The sequence below is a fragment of the Streptomyces sp. NPDC059897 genome, from assembly GCF_042730865.1.
GTDB lineage: Bacteria > Actinomycetota > Actinomycetes > Streptomycetales > Streptomycetaceae > Streptomyces.
In genome coordinates this window covers 133,881-158,204 of the sequence record NZ_JBHWKQ010000003.1, presented here as the reverse complement: position 1 = coordinate 158,204, position 24,324 = coordinate 133,881, and the positions used below count along the sequence as shown (strand labels likewise).

Annotated in this window: 21 protein-coding genes; 3 read left to right on the top strand and 18 right to left on the bottom strand. The window is 69.4% G+C overall.

Annotated features, from left to right (window positions below; all coding sequences use genetic code 11):
* Position 1 precedes the first annotated feature (1 nt).
* The 15 genes from recQ to ACFV9W_RS05105 form a co-directional block, all read right to left on the bottom strand.
* A complete protein-coding gene (gene recQ, locus ACFV9W_RS05175; RefSeq protein WP_385755757.1) occupies positions 2-1,957 on the bottom strand; it encodes a DNA helicase RecQ in 1,956 nt (651 codons plus the stop codon).
* Positions 1,958-2,164: 207 nt separating this feature from the next.
* On the bottom strand, positions 2,165-3,814 hold the full coding sequence (nuoN, locus tag ACFV9W_RS05170; RefSeq protein ID WP_385755755.1) for an NADH-quinone oxidoreductase subunit NuoN: 1,650 nt from the start codon (positions 3,812-3,814) through the stop codon (positions 2,165-2,167).
* A complete protein-coding gene (locus ACFV9W_RS05165; RefSeq protein WP_385755754.1) occupies positions 3,811-5,385 on the bottom strand; it encodes an NADH-quinone oxidoreductase subunit M in 1,575 nt (524 codons plus the stop codon). The genes nuoN and ACFV9W_RS05165 overlap by 4 nt, the downstream gene beginning before the upstream one ends.
* Before the next feature lie 5 nt (positions 5,386-5,390).
* Positions 5,391-7,286, bottom strand: a complete 1,896-nt coding sequence (nuoL, locus tag ACFV9W_RS05160) for an NADH-quinone oxidoreductase subunit L (protein WP_385755752.1) — start codon at positions 7,284-7,286, stop codon at positions 5,391-5,393.
* 13 nt (positions 7,287-7,299) lie between these two features.
* On the bottom strand, positions 7,300-7,599 hold the full coding sequence (gene nuoK / locus ACFV9W_RS05155) for an NADH-quinone oxidoreductase subunit NuoK (RefSeq protein ID WP_003974374.1): 300 nt from the start codon (positions 7,597-7,599) through the stop codon (positions 7,300-7,302).
* Entirely contained in the window at positions 7,596-8,432 is an 837-nt protein-coding gene (locus ACFV9W_RS05150; RefSeq protein WP_385755751.1) for an NADH-quinone oxidoreductase subunit J, read from the bottom strand. Before ACFV9W_RS05150 ends, nuoK begins: the two co-directional genes overlap by 4 nt.
* The gene (nuoI, locus tag ACFV9W_RS05145) at positions 8,429-9,064 is read right to left on the bottom strand and encodes an NADH-quinone oxidoreductase subunit NuoI (RefSeq protein ID WP_385755749.1); all 636 of its coding nucleotides are present in this window, start codon (positions 9,062-9,064) and stop codon (positions 8,429-8,431) included. Before nuoI ends, ACFV9W_RS05150 begins: the two co-directional genes overlap by 4 nt.
* Positions 9,057-10,430, bottom strand: coding sequence for an NADH-quinone oxidoreductase subunit NuoH (gene nuoH, locus ACFV9W_RS05140; RefSeq protein ID WP_385756043.1), 1,374 nt, complete (start codon positions 10,428-10,430; stop codon positions 9,057-9,059). The genes nuoI and nuoH overlap by 8 nt, the downstream gene beginning before the upstream one ends.
* 26 nt (positions 10,431-10,456) lie before the next feature.
* Positions 10,457-12,958 (bottom strand): NADH-quinone oxidoreductase subunit G, encoded by a 2,502-nt coding sequence (locus tag ACFV9W_RS05135; protein ID WP_385755747.1) that lies wholly within the window; start codon positions 12,956-12,958, stop codon positions 10,457-10,459.
* The gene (gene nuoF, locus ACFV9W_RS05130) at positions 12,955-14,322 is read right to left on the bottom strand and encodes an NADH-quinone oxidoreductase subunit NuoF (protein WP_385755745.1); all 1,368 of its coding nucleotides are present in this window, start codon (positions 14,320-14,322) and stop codon (positions 12,955-12,957) included. Before nuoF ends, ACFV9W_RS05135 begins: the two co-directional genes overlap by 4 nt.
* Positions 14,322-15,182 carry an NADH-quinone oxidoreductase subunit NuoE gene (gene nuoE, locus ACFV9W_RS05125; RefSeq protein WP_385755743.1) on the bottom strand — a complete coding sequence of 287 codons (861 nt, stop codon included), beginning with the start codon at positions 15,180-15,182 and terminating at the stop codon, positions 14,322-14,324. Before nuoE ends, nuoF begins: the two co-directional genes overlap by 1 nt.
* Positions 15,179-16,501 (bottom strand): NADH-quinone oxidoreductase subunit D, encoded by a 1,323-nt coding sequence (locus ACFV9W_RS05120; protein ID WP_385755741.1) that lies wholly within the window; start codon positions 16,499-16,501, stop codon positions 15,179-15,181. The genes nuoE and ACFV9W_RS05120 overlap by 4 nt, the downstream gene beginning before the upstream one ends.
* The gene (locus tag ACFV9W_RS05115; RefSeq protein ID WP_385755739.1) at positions 16,501-17,253 is read right to left on the bottom strand and encodes an NADH-quinone oxidoreductase subunit C; all 753 of its coding nucleotides are present in this window, start codon (positions 17,251-17,253) and stop codon (positions 16,501-16,503) included. The genes ACFV9W_RS05120 and ACFV9W_RS05115 overlap by 1 nt, the downstream gene beginning before the upstream one ends.
* On the bottom strand, positions 17,250-17,804 hold the full coding sequence (locus tag ACFV9W_RS05110; protein WP_385755738.1) for a NuoB/complex I 20 kDa subunit family protein: 555 nt from the start codon (positions 17,802-17,804) through the stop codon (positions 17,250-17,252). Before ACFV9W_RS05110 ends, ACFV9W_RS05115 begins: the two co-directional genes overlap by 4 nt.
* Before the next feature lie 34 nt (positions 17,805-17,838).
* Positions 17,839-18,198 carry an NADH-quinone oxidoreductase subunit A gene (locus ACFV9W_RS05105; RefSeq protein WP_007383963.1) on the bottom strand — a complete coding sequence of 120 codons (360 nt, stop codon included), beginning with the start codon at positions 18,196-18,198 and terminating at the stop codon, positions 17,839-17,841.
* Between the two features lie 710 nt (positions 18,199-18,908).
* Here ACFV9W_RS05105 and ACFV9W_RS05100 point away from each other — a divergent pair.
* The gene (locus ACFV9W_RS05100) at positions 18,909-19,739 is read left to right on the top strand and encodes a C40 family peptidase (protein ID WP_385755737.1); all 831 of its coding nucleotides are present in this window, start codon (positions 18,909-18,911) and stop codon (positions 19,737-19,739) included.
* Positions 19,740-19,961: 222 nt separating this feature from the next.
* Here the strand turns inward: ACFV9W_RS05100 and ACFV9W_RS05095 are convergent, their stop codons facing one another.
* Together ACFV9W_RS05095 and ACFV9W_RS05090 are read right to left on the bottom strand one after the other, a co-directional pair.
* A complete protein-coding gene (locus tag ACFV9W_RS05095; RefSeq protein ID WP_385755735.1) occupies positions 19,962-20,288 on the bottom strand; it encodes a putative quinol monooxygenase in 327 nt (108 codons plus the stop codon).
* Between the two features lie 100 nt (positions 20,289-20,388).
* Complete coding sequence (locus ACFV9W_RS05090; RefSeq protein WP_385755734.1) at positions 20,389-21,681, bottom strand: geranylgeranyl reductase family protein; 1,293 nt, start codon at positions 21,679-21,681, stop codon at positions 20,389-20,391.
* A 96-nt stretch (positions 21,682-21,777) separates the two neighbouring features.
* Here ACFV9W_RS05090 and ACFV9W_RS05085 point away from each other — a divergent pair, with 96 nt between their 5' ends.
* Complete coding sequence (locus ACFV9W_RS05085) at positions 21,778-22,281, top strand: GNAT family N-acetyltransferase (protein WP_385755732.1); 504 nt, start codon at positions 21,778-21,780, stop codon at positions 22,279-22,281.
* 84 nt (positions 22,282-22,365) lie between these two features.
* The gene (locus tag ACFV9W_RS05080) at positions 22,366-22,749 is read left to right on the top strand and encodes a PASTA domain-containing protein (protein ID WP_385755730.1); all 384 of its coding nucleotides are present in this window, start codon (positions 22,366-22,368) and stop codon (positions 22,747-22,749) included.
* Positions 22,750-22,841: 92 nt separating this feature from the next.
* On the opposite strand, the gene ACFV9W_RS05075 is transcribed toward ACFV9W_RS05080, so the two are convergent.
* Complete coding sequence (locus ACFV9W_RS05075; protein WP_385755728.1) at positions 22,842-23,537, bottom strand: demethylmenaquinone methyltransferase; 696 nt, start codon at positions 23,535-23,537, stop codon at positions 22,842-22,844.
* Between the last annotated feature and the right edge of the window lie 787 nt (positions 23,538-24,324).

Here is a 24,324-nt window from a genome sequence, read left to right as displayed (position 1 = left end):
CCTACCAGTCGACATCCTCCGGCACCGGCTCGTCCTCCGGCGGCGGCTCCTGGCCCACATAGTCGGGCCAGGGGGCGTCGTCCCGGCCCGCCCCGGCGGGCCGGGCGGGCGCGGAGGACCCGCCTCTCAGGCCCGCCAGCACACCGAGGACGCCCTCGCCCCACGTCGCCAGCTTCTTCTCGCCGACCCCGCCGATCGTGCCCAACTGCGCCAGCGACGTGGGCTGTTGCTGCGCGATCTCGGCCAGCGTCGTGTTCTGGAAGATGACGTACGCCGGCACCCCGTGCTCCTTCGCCTGCGCGCCGCGCCAGGACCGGAGCGCCTCGAAGACCGGCGCCACCTCCGCCGGAAGCTCGACCGCGGGCGACTTGGCCTTGCGCTCACGGGCCGCCGCCGCACGGGGCGCCGGCTTCGGCTCCTTGCGCAGCCGCACCTCCCGCTGCCGCCCGAGCACGGAGCCGCTCTCCTCGGTGAGCACCAGCGTCCCGTACTCGCCCTCGACCGCGACGAGCCCCTGCGCCAGCAACTGCCGCACCACGCCCCGCCATTCGACCTCGGCCAGCTCCTCGCCGATGCCGAACACGGAGAGCTGGTCGTGGTCGAACTGGATGACCTTGGCGCTGCGCTTGCCCAGCAGGATGTCGATGATCTGGCCCGCGCCGAACTTCTGCCGCCGCTCCCGCTCCAGGCGCACCACGGTCGACAGGATCTTCTGCGCGGCGACCGTGCCGTCCCAGGTCTCGGGCGGCGACAGGCACGTGTCGCAGTTGCCGCAGGACTCGGCGCCCTCCTGCCCGAAGTACGTGAGCAGCTGGGCCCGGCGGCACTGCGCCGTCTCGCACAGCGCCAGCATCGAGTCGAGGTGGGCGGAGGCGCGGCGCCGGAACGCCTCGTCCCCCTCCCCCATGTTGATCAGCTTCCGCTGCTGCACCACGTCCTGCAGCCCGTACGCCATCCACGCCGTCGACGGCATGCCGTCACGCCCTGCGCGGCCCGTCTCCTGGTAGTAGCCCTCGACGGACTTCGGCAGGTCGAGGTGGGCGACGAACCGTACGTCCGGCTTGTCGATGCCCATGCCGAACGCGATGGTCGCGCAGACGACGAGGCCCTCCTCGCGCAGGAACCGCGACTGGTGCGCCGCGCGCGTCCCCGCGTCCAGGCCCGCGTGGTACGGCACCGCCTCGATGCCGTTGCGGCTGAGGAACTCGGCCGTCGCCTCCACGGACTTGCGGGACAGGCAGTAGACGATGCCCGCGTCGCCCTCGTGCTCCTGCTTGAGGAAGCTCAGGAGCTGCTTCTTCGGGTCGGCCTTGCCGACGATCCGGTACTGGATGTTGGGCCGGTCGAAGCTCGCCACGAAGTGCTTGGCGTCCGGCATGCCGAGGCGCTGGGTGATCTCCTGGTGCGTGGCGCGCGTCGCCGTCGCGGTCAGGGCGATGCGCGGCACGTCCGGCCAGTTCTGGCCGAGCACGGACAGCGTCAGGTAGTCGGGGCGGAAGTCGTGACCCCACTGGGCCACGCAGTGCGCCTCGTCGATCGCGAAGAGGGAGATCTTTCCGCGCGACAGCAGCCCGAGCGTGGAGTCGAGGCGCAGCCGCTCCGGCGCCAGATAGAGCAGGTCGAGCTCGCCCGCGAGGAACTCCTGCTCCACCAGGCGGCGCTCCTCGAAGTCCTGCGTCGAGTTCATGAACCCGGCACGCACGCCGAGCGCCCGCAGCGCGTCCACCTGGTCCTGCATCAGCGCGATCAGGGGCGAGACGACGATCCCCGTACCGGCTCTGACCAGCGCCGGGATCTGGTAGCAGAGCGACTTGCCGCCGCCGGTCGGCATGAGCACGACGGCGTCCCCACCGCCCACCACGTGATCGATGATCGCTTCCTGCTCACCGCGGAAGGCGTCGTACCCGAAGACCCGGTGGAGCGTGGCTAGCGCCTCGCTCCCGGTCACCTCGCTCATACCCTGTGTCCCGTCCATCGCCCTGCCCCCGTGAGTCCAGCTCGTCTCGACTTCTCCAGTAACGATAGGGGTCCGGACTGACACCCCGGAAAGTTATCCACAGGCTGGGGGCGCGGCCCGGCCCGGATGTCGCGCGGCCCGCGCACGCGAAGGCCCGGCCCCCTCCCAGGGGCCGGGCCTCCACCACGCGCGACGGCGGCGGTACCGCTACCGCACGAACACCCCGGCCTGGCTCGCCAGGTCGAGGAAGTACTGCGGCGCGAGGCCCAGCACGATCGTGACGGCCACGCCCACGCCGATCGTCGTCATGGTCAGCGGCGACGGCACGGCCACGGTCGGACCGTCCGTCTTCGGCTCGCTGAAGAACATGAGGACGATCACACGGATGTAGAAGAACGCGGCGATCGCCGAGGACACGACACCGACGACGACGAGCACGCCCGCGCCGCCCTCGGCCGCCGCCTTGAACACGGCGAACTTCCCCGCGAACCCGGAGGTCAGCGGGATACCGGCGAAGGCGAGCAGGAACACCGCGAAGACCGCCGCCACCAGCGGCGACCTGCGCCCGAGCCCCGCCCACTTCGACAGGTGCGTCGCCTCACCGCCCGCGTCGCGCACCAGCGTCACCACGGCGAAGGCGCCGATGGTCACGAAGGAGTACGCGGCCAGGTAGAAGAGGACGGACGAGATCCCGTCGGGCGTCGTCGCGATGACACCGGCCAGGATGAAGCCGGCGTGCGCGATCGAGGAGTACGCGAGGAGCCGCTTGATGTCGGTCTGCGTGATCGCGACGATCGCGCCGGCGAGCATCGTGACGATGGCGATGGCCCACATGACCGGCCGCCAGTCCCAGCGCATCCCCGGCAGGACGACGTACAGCAGCCGCAGCAGCGCGCCGAAGGCCGCGACCTTCGTGGCGGCCGCCATGAACCCGGTCACCGGCGTCGGCGCGCCCTGGTACACGTCGGGCGTCCACATGTGGAAGGGGACGGCGCCGACCTTGAACAGCAGGCCCATGACGACGAGCGCCATGCCGATGAGCAGCAGCGCGTCGTTGCCCATGGTGTCGGCGAGGGCCGGGTCCACGTTCTGGATCGAGCCGTCGACGACGCTCGCGATCGTGGCGTACGAGACGGAGCCCGCGTAGCCGTACAGGAGCGCGATGCCGAACAGGGTGAACGCGGACGCGAAGGCGCCGAGCAGGAAGTACTTGACCGCGGCCTCCTGCGACATGAGCCGCTTGCGGCGGGCCACGGCGCACAGCAGGTACAGCGGCAGCGAGAAGACCTCGAGCGCGATGAACAGCGTCAGCAGGTCGTTCGCCGCGGGGAAGACCAGCATTCCGGCGATGGCGAACAGCGCCAGCGGGAACACCTCTGTGGTGGTGAACCCGGCCTTTATGGCCGCCTTTTCGCCGTCACTGCCGGGCACGGAGCCGGCCTGCGCGGCGAACGAGTCGACGCGGTTGCCGTGCGCCTCCGGGTCGAGCCGGCGTTCCGCGAAGGTGAAGATCGCGACAAGGCCGGACAGCAGGATGACGCCTTGGAGGAACAGCGCGGGCCCGTCGACGGCGATCGCGCCCATGGCCGCGATGTGCGCCTTCGTCGTCCCGTACCCGCCGGCCGCGAGTCCCACGACCGCCGCGAAGGCGGCCGCGAGCGCGACGACGGCGAGGAACACCTGCACGTAGTAGCGGGACCGGCGCGGCACCAGGGCCTCGACCAGGATCCCCAGGACGGCGGCAGCGATGACGATCAAGGTCGGCGACAATTGCGCGTACTCGATCTTCGGTGCGTCGATCTTGGAGATCGGGTCGGCGGCGGTTGTCCACAGACTGTGGACGGCTGACGTGGTCACTTGTGAGCCGCCTCCACTTCCGGCTTCGGGTCCTTCTTGTGGACGTCGGACAGGGTGTGCTTGACCGCCGGGTTCACCAGCTCGGTGACCGGCTTCGGGTAGACGCCCAGGAAGATCAGTACGCCGATCAGCGGGACCACCACCGCGAGCTCACGCACCCGCAGGTCCGCGATGCCCTCGTTCGACGGCTTCACCGGGCCCGTCATGGTGCGCTGGTAGAGGACCAGCGTGTAGAGCGCGGCGAGCACGATGCCGAACGTGGCGATGATGCCGATCACCGGGTAGCGCGTGAACGTGCCGACCAGGACCAGGAATTCGCTCACGAAGGGCGCGAGACCCGGCAGCGAGAGCGTCGCCAGGCTGCCGATCAGGAACGTACCGGCGAGCACCGGGGCGACCTTCTGCACGCCCCCGTAGTCCGCGATGAGCCGCGAGCCGCGCCGCGAGATCAGGAAGCCGGCGACCAGCATCAGCGCCGCCGTCGAGATCCCGTGGTTGACCATGTAGAGCGTCGCGCCGGACTGGCCCTGGCTGGTCATCGCGAAGATGCCCATGATGATGAAGCCGAAGTGCGAGATCGATGCGTAGGCGACCAGGCGCTTGATGTCGCGCTGGCCGACCGCGACCAGCGCCCCGTAGACGATGCTGATCAGGGCGAGCACCAGGATCACCGGTGTCGCCCACTTGCTCGCCTCCGGGAAGAGCTGGAGGCAGAAGCGGAGCATCGCGAACGTGCCGACCTTGTCGACAACTGCCGTGATCAGTACGGCGACCGGGGCCGTGGCCTCCCCCATCGCGTTCGGCAGCCAGGTGTGCAGCGGCCACAGCGGGGCCTTCACCGCGAAGGCGAAGAAGAAGCCGAGGAAGAGCAGGCGCTCGGTGTTGGTCGCCATGTCGAGCGAACCGCTCGCGCGGGCTTCCGCGATCTCCGAGAGCGAGAAGCTCCCGGCGACGACGTAGAGGCCGATGACGGCCGCCAGCATGATGAGGCCGCCGACGAGGTTGTAGAGGAGGAACTTGACCGCCGCGTACGAGCGTTGGGTCGCGGCCTCCTTCTCGCCGTGCGGGCCCGCCCGGTCCCCGAAGCCGCCGATGAGGAAGTACATCGGGATGAGCATGGCTTCGAAGAAGATGTAGAAGAGGAAGACGTCGGTGGCCTCGAAGGAGATGATCACCATCGCCTCGACGAGGAGGATCAGGGCGAAGAAGCCCTGAGTCGGCCGCCACCGCGTGTTTCCGGTTTCCTGCGGGTCGGCGTCGTGCCAGCCCGCGAGGATCACGAACGGGATCAGCAGCGCGGTCAGCGCGATGAGCGCCACCCCGATGCCGTCCACACCCAGCTCGTAACGGACCCCGAAGTCGGCGATCCACGCGTGGGACTCGGTGAGTTGGAACCGGCCGCCGCCCGGGTCGAACCGGACCGCGACCACTGCCGCGAGCACCAGGGTGGCGAGCGAGAACAGCAGCGCGAGCCACTTGGCCGCGGTGCGCTGCTTCGCCGGCACGGCGGCCGTGGCGATCGCGCCCACGGCCGGCAGTACCGCCGTCGCTGTCAGCAGAGGAAAGGACATCGGTATCAGACCGCCCTCATCAGCAGGGTCACCGCGGCGATGACCGCCGCGCCGCCGAACATCGAGACGGCGTACGAGCGCACGTAGCCGTTCTGGAGTTTGCGCAGCCGACCGGACAGGCCCCCGACCGAGGCCGCCGTCCCGTTGACCACCCCGTCGACCAGGGTGTGGTCGACGTAGACGAGCGAGCGCGTGAGGTGCTCGCCGCCGCGGACGAGGACGACGTGGTTGAAGTCGTCCTGGAGCAGGTCGCGGCGGGCCGCCCGGGTGAGCAGCGAGCCGCGCGGGGCGACGACGGGAACCTCGCGGCGCCCGTACTGGAGCCAGGCGAGCCCCACACCGATGACGAGGCACACCACCGTGGCCCCGGTGACCACGCCCGCGCTGATGGGCGCGTGCCCGTGGTCGTGCCCGGTGACGGGCTCCAGCCAGTGCAGGAATCGGTCCCCGATGGAGAAGAAGCCACCGGCGAAGACCGAGCCGACCGCGAGCAGGATCATCGGGATCGTCATGGAGGACGGGGACTCGTGCGGGTGCGGCTCATGTCCTTCGGCGTCCGGTTGCCAGCGCTTCTCGCCGAAGAAGGTCATGATCATCACGCGGGTCATGTAGAACGCCGTGATGGCCGCGCCGAGCAGGGCCACGGAGCCGAGGATCCAGCCCTCGGTGCCGCCCTTCGCGAACGCCGCCTCGATGATCTTGTCCTTGGAGAAGAAGCCGGACAGGCCCGGGAAGCCGATGATCGCCAGATACCCGAGCCCGAACGTCACGAAGGTGACCGGCATGTACTTGCGCAGTCCGCCGAACTTCCGCATGTCGACCTCGTCGTTCATGCCGTGCATGACCGAACCGGCGCCGAGGAAGAGGCCCGCCTTGAAGAAGCCGTGCGTCACCAGGTGCATGATCGCGAAGACATAGCCGATGGGGCCGAGGCCCGCGGCGAGGATCATGTAGCCGATCTGCGACATCGTCGAACCGGCGAGCGCCTTCTTGATGTCGTCCTTCGCGCAACCGACGATCGCACCGAAGAGGAGCGTGACCGCGCCGACGATGGTGACCACCAACTGCGCGTCGGGCGCCGCGTTGAAGATCGCTCCGGAGCGGACGATCAGGTAGACGCCCGCGGTCACCATGGTCGCGGCGTGGATGAGGGCCGAGACCGGGGTCGGGCCCTCCATCGCGTCCCCGAGCCAGGACTGCAGCGGCACCTGCGCCGACTTGCCGCACGCGGCAAGCAGCAGCATCAGACCGATCGCGGTGAGCTTGCCCTCGCTGGTGTCCCCGGTGGCCTCCAGGACGGGCCCGAAGGCGAAGGTCCCGAACGTCGTGAACATCAGCATGATCGCGATGGACAGACCCATGTCGCCGACACGGTTGACCAGGAACGCCTTCTTGGCCGCCGTGGCCGCGCTCGGCTTGTGCTGCCAGAAGCCGATCAGCAGGTACGAGGCGAGGCCCACTCCCTCCCAACCGACGTACAGCAGCAGGTAGTTGTCGGCGACGACGAGGAGCAGCATCGCCGCGAGGAACAGGTTCAGATAGCCGAAGAAGCGGCGGCGCCGCTCGTCGTGCTCCATGTACCCGATCGAGTACAGGTGGATCAGCGTGCCCACACCGGAGATCAGCAGGACGAACGTCATCGACAGCTGGTCGAGGTGGAACGCGATGTCCGCCTGGAAGCCCTCGACGGGGATCCAGCTGAACAGGTGCTGGCTGAGTGTGCGGTCCTCCGGGCCCTTGCCGAGCAGGTCGGAGAAGAGCACGACGGCGATCACGAAGGAGACGGCCGCGAGCAGCGTGCCGAGCAGATGGCCCACCCGGTCCAACGCCCGCCCGCCGCACAGCAGTACGGCCGCTCCGAGCAGGGGCGCCGCTACCAGCAGCGCAATGAGATTCTCCACTGGTTACGACCCCTTACAGCTTCATCAGGCTGGCGTCGTCGACCGAGGCCGAGTGGCGGGAACGGAACAGCGACACGATGATCGCGAGCCCCACGACGACCTCGGCGGCGGCGACGACCATCGTGAAGAACGCGATGATCTGGCCGTCGAGATTGCCGTGCATACGGGAGAACGCGACGAACGCGAGGTTGCACGCGTTCAGCATCAGCTCGATGCACATGAACACGACGATCGCGTTGCGCCTGATGAGCACGCCGGTGGCGCCGATCGTGAACAACAGGGCGGCGAGATACAGGTAGTTGACCGGATTCACTTCGACGCCTCCTCGGCCCGCTCGGCGTCCGAACGCTCCAGGCGGTCCGAGGACCGCTGCTCCAGAGCCTTCAGGTCGCTCATCGCCTCACCGGAGACGTCCCGGATCTGACCGCGCTCGCGCAGTGTCTGCATGACCGTGAGCTCCGACGGCGTGCCGTCGGGCAGCAGGCCGGCGATGTCCACCGCGTTGTGCCGGGCGTAGACACCCGGGGCCGGCAGCGGCGGCAGGTGCTTGCCCTCGCGCACCCGCTCCTCGGCCAGCTCGCGCTGCGTCTTGGCCCGCTCGGTGCGCTCGCGGTGCGTGAGCACCATCGCGCCGACAGTGGCCGTGATCAGCAGGGCGCCGGTGATCTCGAAGGCGAAGACGTACTTGGTGAAGATGAGGGACGCGAGTCCCTCCACGTTCCCCCCGGCGTTCGCCTTGCCCAGGCCGTTGAACTGCTTCAGCGAGGCGTTGCCGATCCCCGCGATGAGCAGCACCCCGAAGCCGAGCCCGCACAGGGCGGCGAGCCAGCGCTGCCCCTTGATGGTCTCCGTCAGGGAGTCGGCCGCGGTGACGCCGACGAGCATCACCACGAAGAGGAACAGCATCATGATCGCGCCGGTGTAGACGACGATCTGCACGATGCCCAGGAAGTACGCCCCGTTGGCCAGGTAGAAGACCGCCAGGATGATCATGGTGCCGGCCAGGCACAGGGCGCTGTGCACGGCCTTCTTCATCAGGATCGTGCACAGGGCGCCGATGACGGCGACCGTGCCGAGGATCCAGAACTGGAAGGCCTCACCGGTGGAGGTGTTCGCGGCGAGCGTCGTCGCGAGCTGCGCGCTCATGCGTCCACCCCCTCTTCCTTCCCGGAAACCGCCTCGTCGGGCTTCTCGCCCCTGGAGACGGCCACTTGGCGCTCCGTGCCGGGCGCGGCCTCGGTCACGAGCCCCCGGTAGTAGTCCTGCTCGTCCATGCCGGGGAAGATCGAGTGCGGGCTGTCGACCATGCCCTCGTCGAGCCCGGCGAGCAGCTGCTCCTTGGTGTAGATGAGGTTGGTGCGGCTGCTGTCCGCCAGCTCGAACTCGTTCGTCATCGTCAGCGCGCGCGTGGGGCACGCCTCGATGCACAGTCCGCACAGAATGCAGCGCGCGTAGTTGATCTGGTAGACGCGGCCGTAGCGCTCACCCGGCGAGTAGCGCTCCTCCTCCGTGTTGTCCGCGCCCTCCACGTAGATCGCGTCCGCCGGGCAGGCCCAGGCGCACAACTCGCAGCCGACGCACTTCTCCAGGCCGTCCGGATGGCGATTGAGCTGGTGCCGACCGTGGAAGCGGGGAGCAGTGGTCTTCGGTTGCTCCGGGTACTGCTCGGTCAGCCGCTTCTTGAACATGGCCTTGAAGGTCACGCCGAAGCCGGCGACGGGGTTCTGGAACCCCGGCTCGGTGTCCTTCTGCGGGCCGGACTCTGTCTCGTCAGCCATCGGACGCCTCCTTTCCTTCGCGAGATCCGCCAAGCGACTCGTCACTCTGAGTATCGGGGCCGCCACTGACAATCAGCTCCCGCTCCCGCCGGGAGCGCCTGCGCGGAACGGGCGGCAATGTCTGTCCGGGCAGCGGCGGCACGGGGAATCCGCCCGCCATCGGGTCGAACGCGGCGGGCTCTTCGGCGGCCTCGCGCTGCTTGGCCCCGCGGTCGCGGAAGATGTCCACGACGAACGACAGGAGCAGAACCACAAGGATCGCGGCCCCGACGTACAGCGCGATCGAGGCGAAGTCGTAGTTCTCGTTGCGCAGCGTCCGCACCGTCGCCACCAGCATCAGCCACACCACGGAGACCGGGATGAGGACCTTCCAGCCGAGCTTCATCAGCTGGTCGTAGCGCACCCGAGGGAGCGTGCCGCGCAGCCAGATGAAGAAGAACAACAGCAGCTGGACCTTGATGACGAACCAGAGCATCGGCCACCAGCCGTGGTTCGCGCCCTCCCAGAACGTGGAGACCGGCCACGGTGCGCGCCAGCCGCCCAGGAAGAGCGTCACGGACACCGCGGAGACCGTCACCATGTTCACGTACTCGGCGAGCATGAACATCGCGAACTTGATGGACGAGTACTCGGTGTTGAAGCCGCCGACGAGGTCGCCCTCGGACTCCGGCATGTCGAACGGGGCGCGGTTGGTCTCGCCGACCATCGTCACGACGTAGATCAGGAACGACACCGGCAGCAGCACGATGTACCAGCGGTCGTGCTGCTGGGCGACGATCTCCGAGGTCGACATCGAGCCCGAGTAGAGGAACACCGAGGCGAACGCGGCGCCCATCGCGATCTCGTACGAGATCATCTGCGCGCAGGAGCGCAGGCCGCCGAGCAGCGGATACGTCGATCCGGACGACCAGCCCGCGAGGACGATGCCGTAGATGCCGACGGAGGCGACCGCGAGGATGTAGAGCATCGCGATCGGCAGGTCGGTGAGCTGCATCGTCGTGCGCTGGCCGAAGATCGAGATCTCGTTGCCCGCCGGGCCGAACGGGATCACCGCGATCGCCATGAACGCGGGGATCGCCGCGACGATCGGCGCGAGGATGTAGACCACCTTGTCCGCGCGCTTGACGATGAGGTCTTCCTTGAGCATCAGCTTGATGCCGTCGGCGAGCGACTGGAGCATGCCCCAGGGGCCGTGCCGGTTCGGGCCGATGCGCAGCTGCATCCAGGCGACGACCTTGCGCTCCCACACGATGGAGAACAGCACGGTCACCATCAGGAAGGCGAAGCAGAAGACCGCCTTCACGACGACGAGCCACCAGGGGTCGCGCCCGAACATCGAGAGGTCTTCGGCGGCCAGGGGGCTCAGCGCCACCTGGCTCATTCCGAGTGAGTTCATGACTGCACCTCCGGGGATCCGGCGGCGACGGCCGGGCCGATCTTCACCAGGTCGCCGGGCACGGCCCCCGTGTCCGAAGCGACGCCGCCGCCCTCGGAGTTGAGCGGCAGCCACACGACGCGGTCGGGCATCTCGGTGACCTGGAGCGGGAACGCGACGCTGCCCAGCGCCCCGGTGACCGTCAGTACGTCGCCGTCCTTCACGCCCGCCTCCGAAGCGGTCGCGGCGGACACGCGCGCGTGGGCGGCGTGCCGGGTCCCGGCGAGCGCGTCGTCGCCCTCCTGGAGGCGGCCCTGGTCGAGCAGCAGCCGGTGTCCGGCGAGGACGGCCTCTCCGGCGGAGGGCCGCGGCAGCTGACCCGCCGTGTCCAGGGGCTCGGTCGCGTGCGGCCCGTCCCAATTGCCCAGGCGGTCCAACTCGCCGCGCAGCGAACGCAGATCCGGCAGCCCCAGGTGGACGTCCATCGCGTCCGCCAGCATCTGCAGCACGCGCGCGTCCGTGGGCGCGACGCGCCGCGTCATCTGGTCGGGCTTCAGCGCCGCCTCGAACATCCGGGCACGGCCCTCCCAGTTGAGGAACGTGCCCGCCTTCTCGGCGACCGCGGCCACCGGAAGGACGACGTCGGCGTGGTCGGTGACCTCGCTGGGCCGCTGCTCCAGGGAGATCAGGAAGCCCACCTCGTGAAGAGCTTCACGCGCGCGTGCCGGGGCCGGCAGGTCGGCGACCTCGACGCCGGCGACGACCAGCGCCCCCAGTTCGCCGGTGGCCGCGGCCTCCACGATCTGCCCGGTGTCCCGGCCGAAACGGTGCGGCAGTTCGGCCACACCCCAGGCGGCGGCGACCTCGTCCCGCGCGCGCGGGTCCGTCGAGGGCCTGCCGCCCGGCAGCAGCGACGGCAGCGCGCCCGCCTCGACGGCACCGCGCTCACCGGCCCGGCGCGGCACCCACACCAGCTCGGCCCCGGTCGCGGAAGCGGCCCGTACGGCGGCGGTGAGACCACCGGACACGGCCGCGACCCGCTCACCGACGACGATCACGGCGCCTTCGCCGCGCAGCGCCTGAGCGGCGTCCGCTCCCCCGCCTTCGAGGCCGACACCGGAGGCGAGCGCGTCCAGCCACTCGGGCTCGGTGCCGGGAGCGGCGGGCAGCAGCGTGCCGCCCGCCTTCTCCAGGCCGCGCGTCTCGTGGGTGGCCAGCGAGTAGACCTTCTGGCCGTGTCCCCGCCAGGCCTTGCGGAGCTTGAGGAAGACGCCGGGCGCCTCCTCCTCCGACTCGAACCCGACGAGGAGAACGGCCGGGGCCTTCTCCAGCTTCGTGTACGTGACGCCGCTGCCGTCCAGGTCACGACCGCGACCGGCGACACGCGCCGCCAGGAAGTCGGCTTCCTCGCTGCTGTGCACGCGCGCGCGGAAATCGATGTCGTTCGTGTCGAGGGCGACCCGCGCGAACTTGCTGTACGCGTAGGCGTCCTCGACGGTGAGGCGGCCACCGGTGAGCACCCCGGTCCTGCCGCGGGCCGCGGCGAGCCCGCGCGCGGCGGTCTCCAGCGCCTCCGGCCAGGAAGCGGGCCGCAGTTCACCGCTCTCCGCGTCCCGTACGAGGGGGTGGGTGAGCCGGTCGGGCTTCTGCGCGTACCGGAAGCCGAAGCGGCCCTTGTCGCAGATCCACTCCTCGTTGACCTCGGGGTCGTTGGCCGCGAGGCGGCGCATGACCTTGCCGCGCCGGTGGTCCGTGCGCGTCGCGCAGCCACTGGAGCAGTGCTCGCACACGCTCGGCGACGACACGAGGTCGAAGGGCCGGGAGCGGAACCGGTACGCCGCCGAGGTCAGCGCGCCGACCGGGCAGATCTGGATGGTGTTCCCGGAGAAGTACGACTCGAAGGGGTCGCCCTCACCCGTGCCGACCTGCTGGAGCGCGCCGCGCTCGATCAGCTCGATCATCGGGTCGCCCGCGATCTGGTTGGAGAACCGGGTGCAGCGCGCGCACAGCACGCACCGCTCGCGGTCGAGCAGCACCTGCTTGGAGATCGGTACCGGCTTCTCGTAGGTGCGCTTCTTGCCCTCGAAGCGCGAGTCGGCCTGGCCGTGCGACATCGCCTGGTTCTGCAGCGGGCACTCGCCGCCCTTGTCGCAGACCGGGCAGTCGAGGGGGTGGTTGATGAGCAGCAGCTCCATGACCCCCTTCTGCGCCTTCTCGGCGACCGGGGAGGAGAGCTGGCTCTTGACCACCATGCCGTCGGTGCAGGTGATGGTGCAGGACGCCATCGGCTTGCGCTGGCCCTCCACCTCCACGATGCACTGCCGGCAGGCGCCGGCCGGGTCGAGCAGCGGGTGGTCGCAGAAGCGCGGGATCTCGATGCCGAGCAGCTCGGCGGCCCGGATGACCAGGGTCCCCTTGGGGACGCTGATCTCGATGCCGTCGATCGTCAACGACACGAGGTCCTCGGGCGGAGCCGCCGCCTCACCGCCCCCGGAGGGAGCGCCAGCGGTCACAGTCATGCGTTCACCTCCGTGCGGTGCTTGTCGGCCCGGTCGGCCCAGAGCGTGGACCTGGCCGGGTCGAAGGGGCAGGCCTTGCCCGTGATGTGCTGCTCGTACTCCTCGCGGAAGTACTTGAGCGAGGAGAAGATCGGCGAGGCGGCGCCGTCGCCGAGGGCGCAGAACGACTTGCCGTTGATGTTGTCGGCGATGTCGTTCAGCTTGTCGAGGTCGGACATGGTGCCCTTGCCTGCCTCGATGTCCCGCAGCAACTGCACGAGCCAGTACGTTCCTTCACGGCACGGCGTGCACTTGCCGCAGGACTCGTGGGCGTAGAACTCGGTCCACCGCGTGACCGCGCGCACGACGCAGGTCGTCTCGTCGAAGCACTGCAACGCCTTGGTGCCGAGCATCGATCCGGCGGCGCCGACACCCTCGTAGTCGAGGGGGACGTCGAGGTGCTCCTCGGTGAACATCGGCGTCGAACTGCCGCCCGGGGTCCAGAACTTGAGGCGGTGGCCCGGCCGCATGCCGCCGCTCATGTCGAGGAGCTGGCGCAGCGTGATGCCGAGCGGGGCCTCGTACTGGCCGGGGCTCGCGACATGGCCGCTGAGCGAGTACAGCGTGAAGCCCGGGGACTTCTCGCTGCCCATCGATTTGAACCAGTCCTTGCCCCGATTGATGATGGCGGGAACCGACGCGATGGACTCGACGTTGTTCACCACAGTGGGGCAGGCGTAGAGGCCCGCGACGGCAGGGAAGGGGGGACGGAGTCGCGGCTGACCACGGCGGCCTTCGAGCGAGTCCAGGAGTGCGGTCTCCTCACCACAGATGTACGCGCCCGCGCCGGCGTGCACGGTGAGTTCGAGATTGAGACCGCTGCCCAGGATGTTCTGCCCGAGATACCCCGCGGCGTAGGCCTCGCGCACGGCCTCGTGCAAGCGCCGCAGTACGGGGACCACTTCACCGCGCAAGTAGATGAACGCGTGCTCGGAACGGATCGCGTAACAGGCGATCACGATGCCCTCGATGAGGCTGTGCGGGTTCGCGAAGAGGAGCGGGATGTCCTTGCAGGTCCCCGGCTCCGATTCGTCGGCGTTGACAACTAGATAGTGCGGCTTGCCGTCTCCCTGCGGGATGAACTGCCACTTCATCCCCGTCGGGAATCCGGCGCCACCACGCCCGCGGAGCCCCGCGTCCTTCACATACGCGATCAGGTCGTCCGGTGCCATGGCGAGGGCCTTGCGCAGCCCCTCGTATCCCTCGTGCCGGCGGTACACATCCAAAGACCAGGACTTGTCCTGGTCCCAGAAGGCCGACAGGACCGGAGAGAGCAGCTTCTCCGGGCTGGTGTCGTTGTTGTCGATCTCGGCTGCCAAGGTCATCACTCCCCCTCCTCGGCGGTCGGTCCCGCTGGGTGCTGCGGGTCGGAGGCCGACGTGTCCTGCGGCGCGTCGTGCGAGCTCAAGTGCTCGGTGGGCGACGGGTCGTGGGGCGGCTCGCCCTCGGTGCCCCCGCCTCGCGGGTGGACCACGCGCGCGGGCTCCGTCTCGCCCTTGGCCAGGCGGAGCCCGATCAGCGAGGCGGGCCCCGCACTGCCGCCGGCCTCGACGGCCCCCGCGCGCTCGTCGGGGAACCCGGCCAGGATGCGCGCGGTCTCCTTGAAGGTGCACAGGGGAGCGCCGCGCGTGGGTGACACCTCGGTGCCCGCCCGCAGATCGTCGACGAGCTGCTTGGCGGTCTCGGGCGTCTGGTTGTCGAAGAACTCCCAGTTGACCATCACCACGGGAGCGAAATCACAAGCGGCGTTGCACTCGATGTGCTCCAGCGTGATCTTGCCGTCGTCCGTGGTGCCGTTGTTGCCGACCTCGAGGTGCTCCTGGAGCGACTCGAAGATGGCGTCGCCGCCCATGACGGCGCACAACGTGTTGGTGCAGACACCCACTTGGTAGTCGCCGCTCGGCTTGCGGCGGTACATCGTGTAGAAGGTCGCGACGGCGGTGACCTCGGCCGTGGTCAGGCCGAGCATGTCAGCGCAGAACTGCATGCCGGTGCGCGTGACGTGCCCCTCCTCCGACTGCACGAGGTGCAGCAGCGGAAGCAGCGCCGAGCGGGAGCCGGGGTAGCGGGAGATGATCTCCTTCGCGTCGGCCTCCAGGCGGGTTCGGACGTCGTCCGGGTAGGCGGGCGCGGGCAGCTGTGGCATGCCCAGACTCACGCCCTGCTCCGAAGAACTGGTGGTCACCGGTCGACGCCTCCCATCACGGGGTCGATGGACGCGACGGCGACGATGACGTCGGCGACCTGGCCGCCCTCGCACATCGCCGCCATGGCCTGAAGGTTGGTGAAGGATGGGTCGCGGAAGTGGACCCTGAACGGGCGGGTGCCGCCGTCGGACACGGCGTGCACACCCAGCTCGCCCTTGGGTGACTCCACGGCCGCGTAGGTCTGTCCCGGCGGGACGCGGAAGCCCTCGGTCACCAGCTTGAAGTGGTGGATGAGGGCCTCCATGGAGGTGCCCATGATGTTCTTGATGTGGTCGAGCGAGTTGCCGAGACCGTCCGGGCCGAGGGCCAGCTGGGCGGGCCAGGCGATCTTCTTGTCGCCGACCATGACCGGGCCCGGCTCCAGGCGGTCCAGGCACTGCTCGACGATGCGCAGCGACTGGCGCATCTCCTCCAGGCGGATCAGGAAGCGTCCGTAGGAGTCGCAGGTGTCGGCGGTCGGGATGTCGAAGTCGTAGTTCTCGTAGCCGCAGTACGGCTGCGCCTTGCGCAGGTCGTGCGGCAGGCCTGCGGAGCGCAGGATCGGTCCTGTGGCGCCGAGGGCCATGCAGCCCGCGAGGTCGAGGTAGCCGACGTCCTGCATACGGGCCTTGAAGATGGGGTTCCCGGTGGCGAGCTTGTCGTACTCGGGAAGGTTCTTCTTCATCTTCTTCACGAACTCGCGGAGCTGGTCCACCGCGCCGGGCGGCAGGTCCTGGGCGAGTCCGCCGGGCCGGACGAACGCGTGGTTCATCCGCAGGCCGGTGATCAACTCGAAGACATCGAGAACGAGTTCACGATCGCGGAACCCGTAGATCATGATCGTGGTCGCGCCGAGCTCCATGCCGCCGGTGGCGATGGCCACCAGGTGCGAGGACATCCGGTTCAGCTCCATGAGGAGCACGCGGATGACGCTGGCGCGGTCCGGGATCTCGTCCTCGATGCCGAGGAGCTTCTCGACGGCGAGGCAGTACGCCGTCTCGTTGTAGAAGGGCGTCAGGTAGTCCATGCGCGTCACGAACGTGGTGCCCTGCGTCCACGTCCGGTACTCGAGGTTCTTCTCGATGCCGGTGTGGAGGTAGCCGATGCCGCAGCGGGCCTCGGTGACGGTCTCGCCGTCGATCTCCAGGATCAGGCGCAACACCCCGTGCGTGGAGGGGTGCTGGGGCCCCATGTTGACGATGATGCGCTCGTCGTCGGACTTGGCGGCCGATTCGGCGACCTCGTCCCAGTCACCTCCGGTGACCGTGTAGACGGTGCCTTCGGTGGTTTCGCGGGGGGAGGCAGAAGAAGTGGTCATCAGGAGTACGACCTCCGCTGGTCCGGAGCCGGGATCTGGGCGCCCTTGTACTCGACGGGGATGCCGCCGAGCGGGTAGTCCTTGCGCTGCGGGAAGCCCTGCCAGTCGTCCGGCATCATGATTCGCGTCAGCGCGGGGTGGCCGTCGAAGACGAGCCCGAAGAAGTCGTACGCCTCGCGCTCGTGCCAGTCGTTCGTCGGATACACCGGGACCAGGGACGCGACGTGCGGGTCCGCGTCGGGCGCGGAGACCTCGAGGCGGATCAGCCGATTGTGGGTGATCGAGCGCAGGTGGTAGACGGCGTGCAGCTCGCGGCCCTTGTCCTCGGGGTAGTGCACCACCGAGACCCCCGTGCACAGTTCGAAGCGCAGGGCCGGGTCGTCGCGCAGGGTGCGGGCGACGCGGACCAGGTGCTCGCGCTCGATGTGGAAGGTGAGCTCGTCGCGGTCGACGACCGTCTTGTCGATGGCGTTCTCGGGGACGAGGCCCTGTTCCTCCAGGGCGCCCTCCAGCTCGTCCGCCACCTCGTCGAACCAGCCGCCGTAGGGGCGGGAGGATTCGCCGGGCAGCCGGATCGAGCGGACGAGACCGCCGTAGCCGGAGGTGTCACCGCCGTTGTTGGCACCGAACATGCCGCGCTGGACGCGGATCTCCTCGCCCTGATCGCCGCGCTGCCCCGGGAGGTTGGAAGCGCTGAGGTCCTTTTCGGGGTTGACCCCGTTCGATCCCTTGTCGCTGTTGGCGTCGCTCACCGCAGCAGCCCCTTCATCTCGATCGTCGGCAGGGCCTTGCGCGCCGCTTCCTCCGCCTCACGGGCCGCCTCCTCGGCGTTCACGCCGAGCTTGCCGCCCTGAACCTTCTGATGGAGCTTGAGGATCGCGTCCATCAGCATCTCGGGCCGGGGCGGGCAGCCGGGCAGGTAGATGTCGACCGGGACGACGTGGTCGACGCCCTGCACGATCGCGTAGTTGTTGAACATCCCGCCGGACGAGGCGCAGACGCCCATGGAGATGACCCACTTGGGGTTCGGCATCTGGTCGTAGACCTGGCGAAGGACGGGCGCCATCTTCTGGCTCACCCGCCCGGCCACGATCATCAGGTCCGCCTGGCGGGGCGATCCGCGGAAGACCTCCATGCCGAACCGCGCCAGGTCGTACCGGCCCGCGCCCGTCGTCATCATCTCGATGGCGCAGCAGGCGAGCCCGAACGTGGCAGGGAACATGGACGACTTGCGCACCCAGCCCGAGGCCTGTTCGACGGTGGTCAGCAGGAATCCGCTCGGCAGCTTTTCTTCGAGTCCCATTGGTCTGTGGCTCCTGGTCTCCCCTATACGGGGCTCAGTCCCATTCCAGGCCGCCGCGCCGCCATACGTACGCGTACGCGACGAAGACGGTGAGCACGAAGAGCAGCATCTCTACGAGCCCGAACACCCCGAGGGCGTCGAAGGTGACGGCCCAGGGGTAGAGAAAGACGATCTCGATGTCGAAGACGATGAAGAGCATCGCCGTCAGGTAGTACTTGATGGGGAAGCGCCCGCCACCGGCCGGCGTGGGGGTCGGCTCGATCCCGCACTCGTAGGCCTCTAGCTTGGCCCGGTTGTACCGCTTTGGACCGATAAGCGTGGCCATGACCACGGAGAAGATCGCAAAGCCTGCCCCGAGGGCTCCCAGTACGAGGATGGGCGCATAAGCGTTCACCGCTCCTCGCTCCTCTCAGTCGGCACTGACTGCTGGCGGTTGCATGAGCCCGCGCCCCGCACCCCACGTCCTGCGAACGGTCGAAGATCGCCTACATGTGAAGCGGGTCACAAGCCCAACTTGCCCCGCATCCTATGCCTGCAACTCTGTGATCTGCGACACGGGGTGCGCCAACTACTTTGTGATCTCCACCACCTGACGAAGGATCATGAAGTCGGATGAGCGGTGATCTTCACACGCGAAGCACCTGAGTGATCACCAGTGGTGACAACTTGGCGCGTTACCCCTGGTCGGAGCGGTGCGCCCACTATCAAGAGGTGGCGCATGCAAGCAAATTGGTGCTGGACGGGGTTGGCTGATAGTGGACGTCGTTCACACGTTGGAGGGATGGGTGTGAATGGAAATGGACGCGAGATGTGTTCATCGCGTGTGCACCGCACCCCCTGGGGGTCCACTTGTGACCTGCGTCACGTGGTCGTCACACCGTCAGAAACCGGGCTTGGCCAACGGCCTCAACGGGTGGTAAGCGTGGGGCAATTCGGGCGTATTGCTGAAAACCCGTGCTCAGGACGGTGCGAGAGCTTGTCCAATATGCCCGTTACGGCGTCAATAAAGCCTGTCGGGCCCGGGTTTCGGCTCCCCTCCTCACAACTGTGGCGCACCACACGTTTCTTGAAGGGATCGGGGAGGCCCTGATACCGGTTGGTCTCATGTCCCACACCGCTCACATACCCAGCCACCGGAAGCCCCGTCGCAGCGCCTCGAAGATGGCCCTGCGCGCCGGAGTTACCGGTGGCGTCCTCAGCACCCTGGCAGTCGCTGGTGCGGCCGGCCCGGCCATCGCCGCCGAGCCCGCGACGCAGACCATCGAGATGCCCACGCTCACCACCGACCTCTCTTCTCAGGTCGCCCAGTCCGCGGACGCCACCCAGCAGGCCGCGGCCAACTACCAGGTCCAGGCCGAGCGCGACGCCGCGTTCGACAAGGCCGCGACCCAGGCGAAGAAGGACCAGGTCGCCGCCGAGAAGAAGGCCGAGGCCCAGCGGAAGGCCGAGGCGAAGGCCAAGGCCGAGGCCGAGGCGAAGCGCCAGGCCGAGGCGAAGGCCGAGGCCTCCCGCTCCAGCGAGCGCACCACGCTCCAGGCGACCGCCTCGTCCTCCTCCGACGAGGCCCCCGCGCCGGCCAGCGGCTCCGTCGCCGCGGTCATCGCGTTCGCCAAGGCGCAGATCGGCGACGCCTACGTCTCCGGTGGCACGGGCCCCAACTCGTGGGACTGCTCGGGTCTGATGCAGGCCGCGTTCAAGCAGGCCGGTGTCGACCTGCCGCGCGTCTCGCAGGACCAGTCCGCGACGGGTACCCAGGTCGGCCTGGACAACCTCCAGCCGGGCGACATCCTCTACTGGGGCGGTTCCGGCAGCGCGTACCACACCGCTGTCTACGTGGGCGGCGGCAAGTTCGTCGGCGCGCAGAACCCGTCGACCGGTGTCGTCGAGCAGCCCCTCTCCTACGACCCGCCGACCGGCGCGGTGCGCGTTCTCTGAGCCTCCTGCGAGGTTCCGGTGAACTTCCGGGTCTCCAGGGACCCCTGCGGTCCACAAAGACCGCACACAGCCGCCTGAGGCCCCTCGCGGGCTTCACGGTGGCACGGCCGAAGGCCGCCGCACCCCTTAGGGGGAGCGGCGGCCTTCGGTGTTTGTACGGATAAACCGGGACAGCGCTGCCCGGGAGCGGCGCTGTCCCTCAGCGCTGACCTCAGCGGCGGCTCAGGCCTGCGGGGAGAGCTCGCCCATCGCGCCCCAACCCTCGTTCGGGATGTCGGCGTTGATGATCTCCGGGGTGGCGGCGATCAGCGGCGCCATGGCATCGAGGCCCGCCTTGAAGTGGTCGGAACCGACGTGCGCGGCGCCGGCGTCGCCGTCCCTGAAGCCCTCCAGGAGCACGAACTGGTTGGGGTCCTCGACGCTGCGGGACCAGTCGAAGAAGAGGTTTCCCTCCTCGGCGCGGGTGGCCGCGGTGAACGCGGCGGTCTTCTCGAGCCACGCGTCGGCGTGCTCGGGGCGGACGGTGAACTTCACGGCGATGAAAATCATGGGTCCACCCTCCCCCGAGCCGCCCGGCCCGGCAAAGCCGGGGCCGGGCGAAAGCACCGGGCAAGGGATCCGGGCCAGGCCTTCGGGCCAGGCCATCGGGTCAGGCCTTCGGGGCGACCTTGCTCAGCCCGTTGATGACCCGGTCCATCGCGTCGCCGCCGGTCGGGTCCGTCAGGTTCGCGAGCATCTTCAGCGTGAACTTCATCAGCATCGGATGGGTCAGTCCGCGCTGCGTCGCGATCTTCATGATCTTCGGGTTGCCGATGAGCTTCACGAAGGCGCGGCCCATCGTGTAGTAGCCGCCGTAGGTGTCCTTGAGGACCTTCGGGTAGCGCTGCAGGGCCAGTTCGCGCTGGGCATCGGTGGCACGCGCGTGTGCCTGCACGATGACGTCGGCGGCGATCTGGCCGGACTCCATGGCGTACGCGATGCCCTCGCCGTTGAACGGGTTGACCAGGCCGCCCGCGTCGCCGACCAGGAGCAGGCCCTTGGTGTAGTGCGGCTGGCGGTTGAAGGCCATGGGGAGGGCGGCGCCGCGGATCGGCATCGTCATGTTGTCCGGGGTGTACCCCCAGTCCTCCGGCATCGAGGCGCACCAGGCCTTGAGGACCTCGCGCCAGTCCAACTCGCGGAAGGCCTTCGAGGAGTTGAGGATGCCCAGGCCCACGTTGGACGTGCCGTCGCCCATGCCGAAGATCCAGCCGTAGCCGGGCAGCAGCCGGTCCTCGGCGCCGCGCCGGTCCCACAGCTCCAGCCAGGACTCCAGGTAGTCGTCGTCGTGCCGCGGCGACGTGAAGTACGTACGGACGGCGACGCCCATCGGGCGGTCCTCGCGGCGGTGCAGGCCCATCGCGAGGGAGAGCCGCGTGGAGTTGCCGTCGGCCGCGACCACCAGCGGGGCGTGGAAGGTGACCGGGGTCTTCTCCTCGCCCAGCTTCGCGTGCACGCCGGTGATGCGGCCGGTGCGCTCGTCGGTGATCGGGGCGCCGACGTTGCACCGCTCGTAGAGCCGCGCGCCCGCCTTCTGGGCCTGCCGCGCGAGCTGCTCGTCGAAGTCGTCGCGCTTGCGAACGAGTCCGTAGTCCGGGTACGAGGCGAGGTCGGGCCAGTCCAGCTGGAGGCGGACGCCGCCGCCGATGATGCGCAGGCCCTTGTTGCGCAGCCAGCCGGCCTCCTCGGAGATGTCGATCCCCATGGAGACGAGCTGCTTCGTGGCGCGCGGGGTGAGACCGTCGCCGCACACCTTCTCGCGCGGGAAGGCCGTCTTCTCCAGCAACAGGACGTCGAGACCGGCCTTGGCGAGGTAGTAGGCGGTCGTCGAACCGGCGGGTCCGGCCCCGACGACGATCACGTCCGCGCTGTGCTCGGAGAGGGGCTTGGGCTGCTCGGTCACGGCGGGTTCTCCCCAGGCTCGAAAACGGTGTGCCGTCCGGCACGGACATGGGCAGTCTATTCAGCGGTACCGATCACTCAGCCGAAGGGCCAGCCCATGAGTCGAGTTCTGCCCGCCGTGGATCTGCGTGTCCCCACCCATGAGGACGCGCTCGCCTGGCACGGGGTGTTCGACCACCCCGATGTCATGGAGTTCCACGGAGGCGCGTCGGCGGATCTCTCCGTGTACGAGGAGCTGACCGCGCGGCAGCGCAGGCACGAGGCGGAGCGCGGATTCTGCCTGTGGACGATGACCGACGCCGCCGGCGACGTCATCGGGTTCACGGGCGCGCAGCCGTGGGAGCGGGAGTGGGGGCCGACCGGCGAGATCGAGATCGGCTGGCGGCTCGGGCGCGCGTACTGGGGGCAGGGGTACGCGACGACGGCCGCGCACCTGACGCTGGAGCGGGTCCGGGCGGCCGGGATACCGAGCGTCGTGGCGATGGTCGACGCCCGCAACGAGCGCTCGATCGCGGTGACGCGGCGCCTCGGCATGGAGCTGGCCGAGACGTTCGTGACGCCGACCGGGAAGCAGGGGCACTGCTTCCGCCTGGAGTTCTGACCCCGCCCGCCGGGGCGCTGACCGGACCTTCCGGACACTACACCCCAGGAGCTACCCTTCCGGTACCTCCTGGGGGTGACATCTATGGTGAATACACCCAAGACGCCCAAGACGCCGGATGGCGGGTCGCCGGACGTGCCCGTGCCGAAGCTCGTCGGCCTGATGGCGGTCGACGCGCGGCAGGCGGCCCGCGAGCACGGCGTGCTGATCGTGGCGGCGGACCGGGACGACTTCGACCGGGTGGCGGTGGAGTACGTGGTGCGCCAGTACCCGCTGCCCGGCGTCGAGGTGCCGCGGGACGCGGTCGTCACGGTCTGGTTCGACCTCGGTGAGGGCGGGGGCGGTGGCGGCGGGGCCGGGGTGCGTGTGCCGCGGGCGCCGGGGCCCCGGGGTGGCGGGATGCGCAGGGAGATCGACGAGCCCGGCGAACCTCCTGCGCGCAGCGAGTCGTTCAGCCCTTGTCCGTGAGGGTGAGCGTGAGCGGTGGGGGGGGCAACGCGCGTGCTGTCGGGCGCGGTTGAGCTGGGGTTGAGTCGCGGTTAGTCGCTACGCGTGCGTGGTCAGGCCTTCTTGTAGCCCCGGTGCAGCGTGACGATGCCGCCGGTGAGGTCCCGCCAGGCCACCCGCTGCCAGCCGGCGTCCTGCATCAGCGCCGCCAGTTCGGGCTGCGTGGGCCAGGCGCGGATGGACTCGGCGAGATAGACGTACGCGTCCGGGTTCGAGGACACCGCGCGGGCGACCGGCGGCAGGGCGCGCATCAGGTACTCGGTGTAGACGGTGCGGAAGGGGGCCCACGTCGGGTGGCTGAACTCGCAGATGACGACGCGGCCGCCGGGCTTGGTGACGCGGTGCAGCTCGCTCAGCGCCGTCCCGGTCTCCTGGATGTTGCGCAGCCCGAAGGAGATCGTCACGGCGTCGAACGTGTCGTCCTTGAACGGCAGCTTCGTTCCGTCGCCCGCCGTGAACGGCATCCACGGGTGGCGCTCCTTGCCCACGCGCAGCATGCCGAGGGAGAAGTCGCAGGGCACGACGTACGCACCGGCCTGGACGAAGGGCTGCGAGGAGGTGGCGGTGCCGGCGGCGAGGTCGAGGACCTTCTGCGCGGGGCGGGCGTCGACGGCCTTGGCGACTTCCTTGCGCCACAGCCGGGTCTGTCCCAGGGACAGCACGTCGTTGGTGAGGTCGTACTTCTCCGCCACGTCGTCGAACATCGAGGCGACTTCGTGGGGCTGCTTGTCCAGGGATGCACGGGTCACCGTGTCATTGTGTCAGGCGCGGTGGGGCCTTCGGCGGTGGGCCGGGGCGGGGCGGGGGCCGGCGTGAGGGTTCGGCTGGGCCGGGGGGGGGCTTGCCGGGGCGGCGGCTGTCGTGAGGGCTCGGCAGAACCGGGGGCGCCTTGCCGGGGCGGTGCCTGTCGTGAAGGTTCGGCGGAACCGGGGGCGCCTTGCCGGGGCGGCGCCTGTCGTGAAGGTTCGGCGAGGCCGGGGTAGCGCTCTGCCGAGGTGACGCCTCTCGTGAGGTTCGGCGGAGCCGAGGTGGCGTCTTGCCGGGGTCACGCCTGTCGTGAGGGTTCGGCGAGGCCGGGGTGGCGCCCTTCCGAGGTGACGCCTGTCGTGAGGGTTCGGCGGAGCCGGGGTAGCACCCTGCCGAGATGACGCCCGCCGTGAGGATTGCGCGGGGCCGGGGCGGCACCTCGCCGGGGTCGACGCCTGTCGTCAACGTTCCGCGGAGCCGCCGACTGCGTCGGATCCCGCCCATCTCCCACCCGCCCGCCCCCTCCGGGGGCTCGGCCCCCGTGGGAGCGGGGCTGTGCCGGGGCGGCGCTCGTCGCTTCCGTCACGCGGCGGCGAAGACCGGACTCGGCCCCGCACCATCGTTACGCGGCACCGATGCTTGTGACCCGTACCGGGTCGATGCCCGACCCTTACGTTGCGCTGCACCGGGGGCCGCCTTGCCCACCCTGCCGCCCAAGGCGGCAGATTGCCCAAGGCGGGTGGGGCCGTGCGCCCCCGGGGGGGGGGGCGGGCGGGGGGGGGGTGGCCC

Bases quoted from the DNA above. Each gene is read 5' to 3' on its own strand.
- recQ (WP_385755757.1), bottom strand. From the start codon at position 1,957: ATGAGCGAGGTGACCGGGAGCGAGGCGCTAGCCACGCTCCACCGGGTC.
- ACFV9W_RS05165 (WP_385755754.1), bottom strand. From the start codon at position 5,385: ATGTCCTTTCCTCTGCTGACAGCGACGGCGGTACTGCCGGCCGTGGGC.
- ACFV9W_RS05150 (WP_385755751.1), bottom strand. From the start codon at position 8,432: ATGAGCGCGCAGCTCGCGACGACGCTCGCCGCGAACACCTCCACCGGT.
- nuoI (WP_385755749.1), bottom strand. From the start codon at position 9,064: ATGGCTGACGAGACAGAGTCCGGCCCGCAGAAGGACACCGAGCCGGGG.
- ACFV9W_RS05135 (WP_385755747.1), bottom strand. From the start codon at position 12,958: ATGACTGTGACCGCTGGCGCTCCCTCCGGGGGCGGTGAGGCGGCGGCT.
- nuoF (WP_385755745.1), bottom strand. From the start codon at position 14,322: ATGACCTTGGCAGCCGAGATCGACAACAACGACACCAGCCCGGAGAAG.
- ACFV9W_RS05120 (WP_385755741.1), bottom strand. From the start codon at position 16,501: ATGACCACTTCTTCTGCCTCCCCCCGCGAAACCACCGAAGGCACCGTC.
- ACFV9W_RS05110 (WP_385755738.1), bottom strand. From the start codon at position 17,804: ATGGGACTCGAAGAAAAGCTGCCGAGCGGATTCCTGCTGACCACCGTC.
- ACFV9W_RS05100 (WP_385755737.1), top strand. From the start codon at position 18,909: ATGTCCCACACCGCTCACATACCCAGCCACCGGAAGCCCCGTCGCAGC.
- ACFV9W_RS05095 (WP_385755735.1), bottom strand. From the start codon at position 20,288: ATGATTTTCATCGCCGTGAAGTTCACCGTCCGCCCCGAGCACGCCGAC.
- ACFV9W_RS05085 (WP_385755732.1), top strand. From the start codon at position 21,778: ATGAGTCGAGTTCTGCCCGCCGTGGATCTGCGTGTCCCCACCCATGAG.
- ACFV9W_RS05080 (WP_385755730.1), top strand. From the start codon at position 22,366: ATGGTGAATACACCCAAGACGCCCAAGACGCCGGATGGCGGGTCGCCG.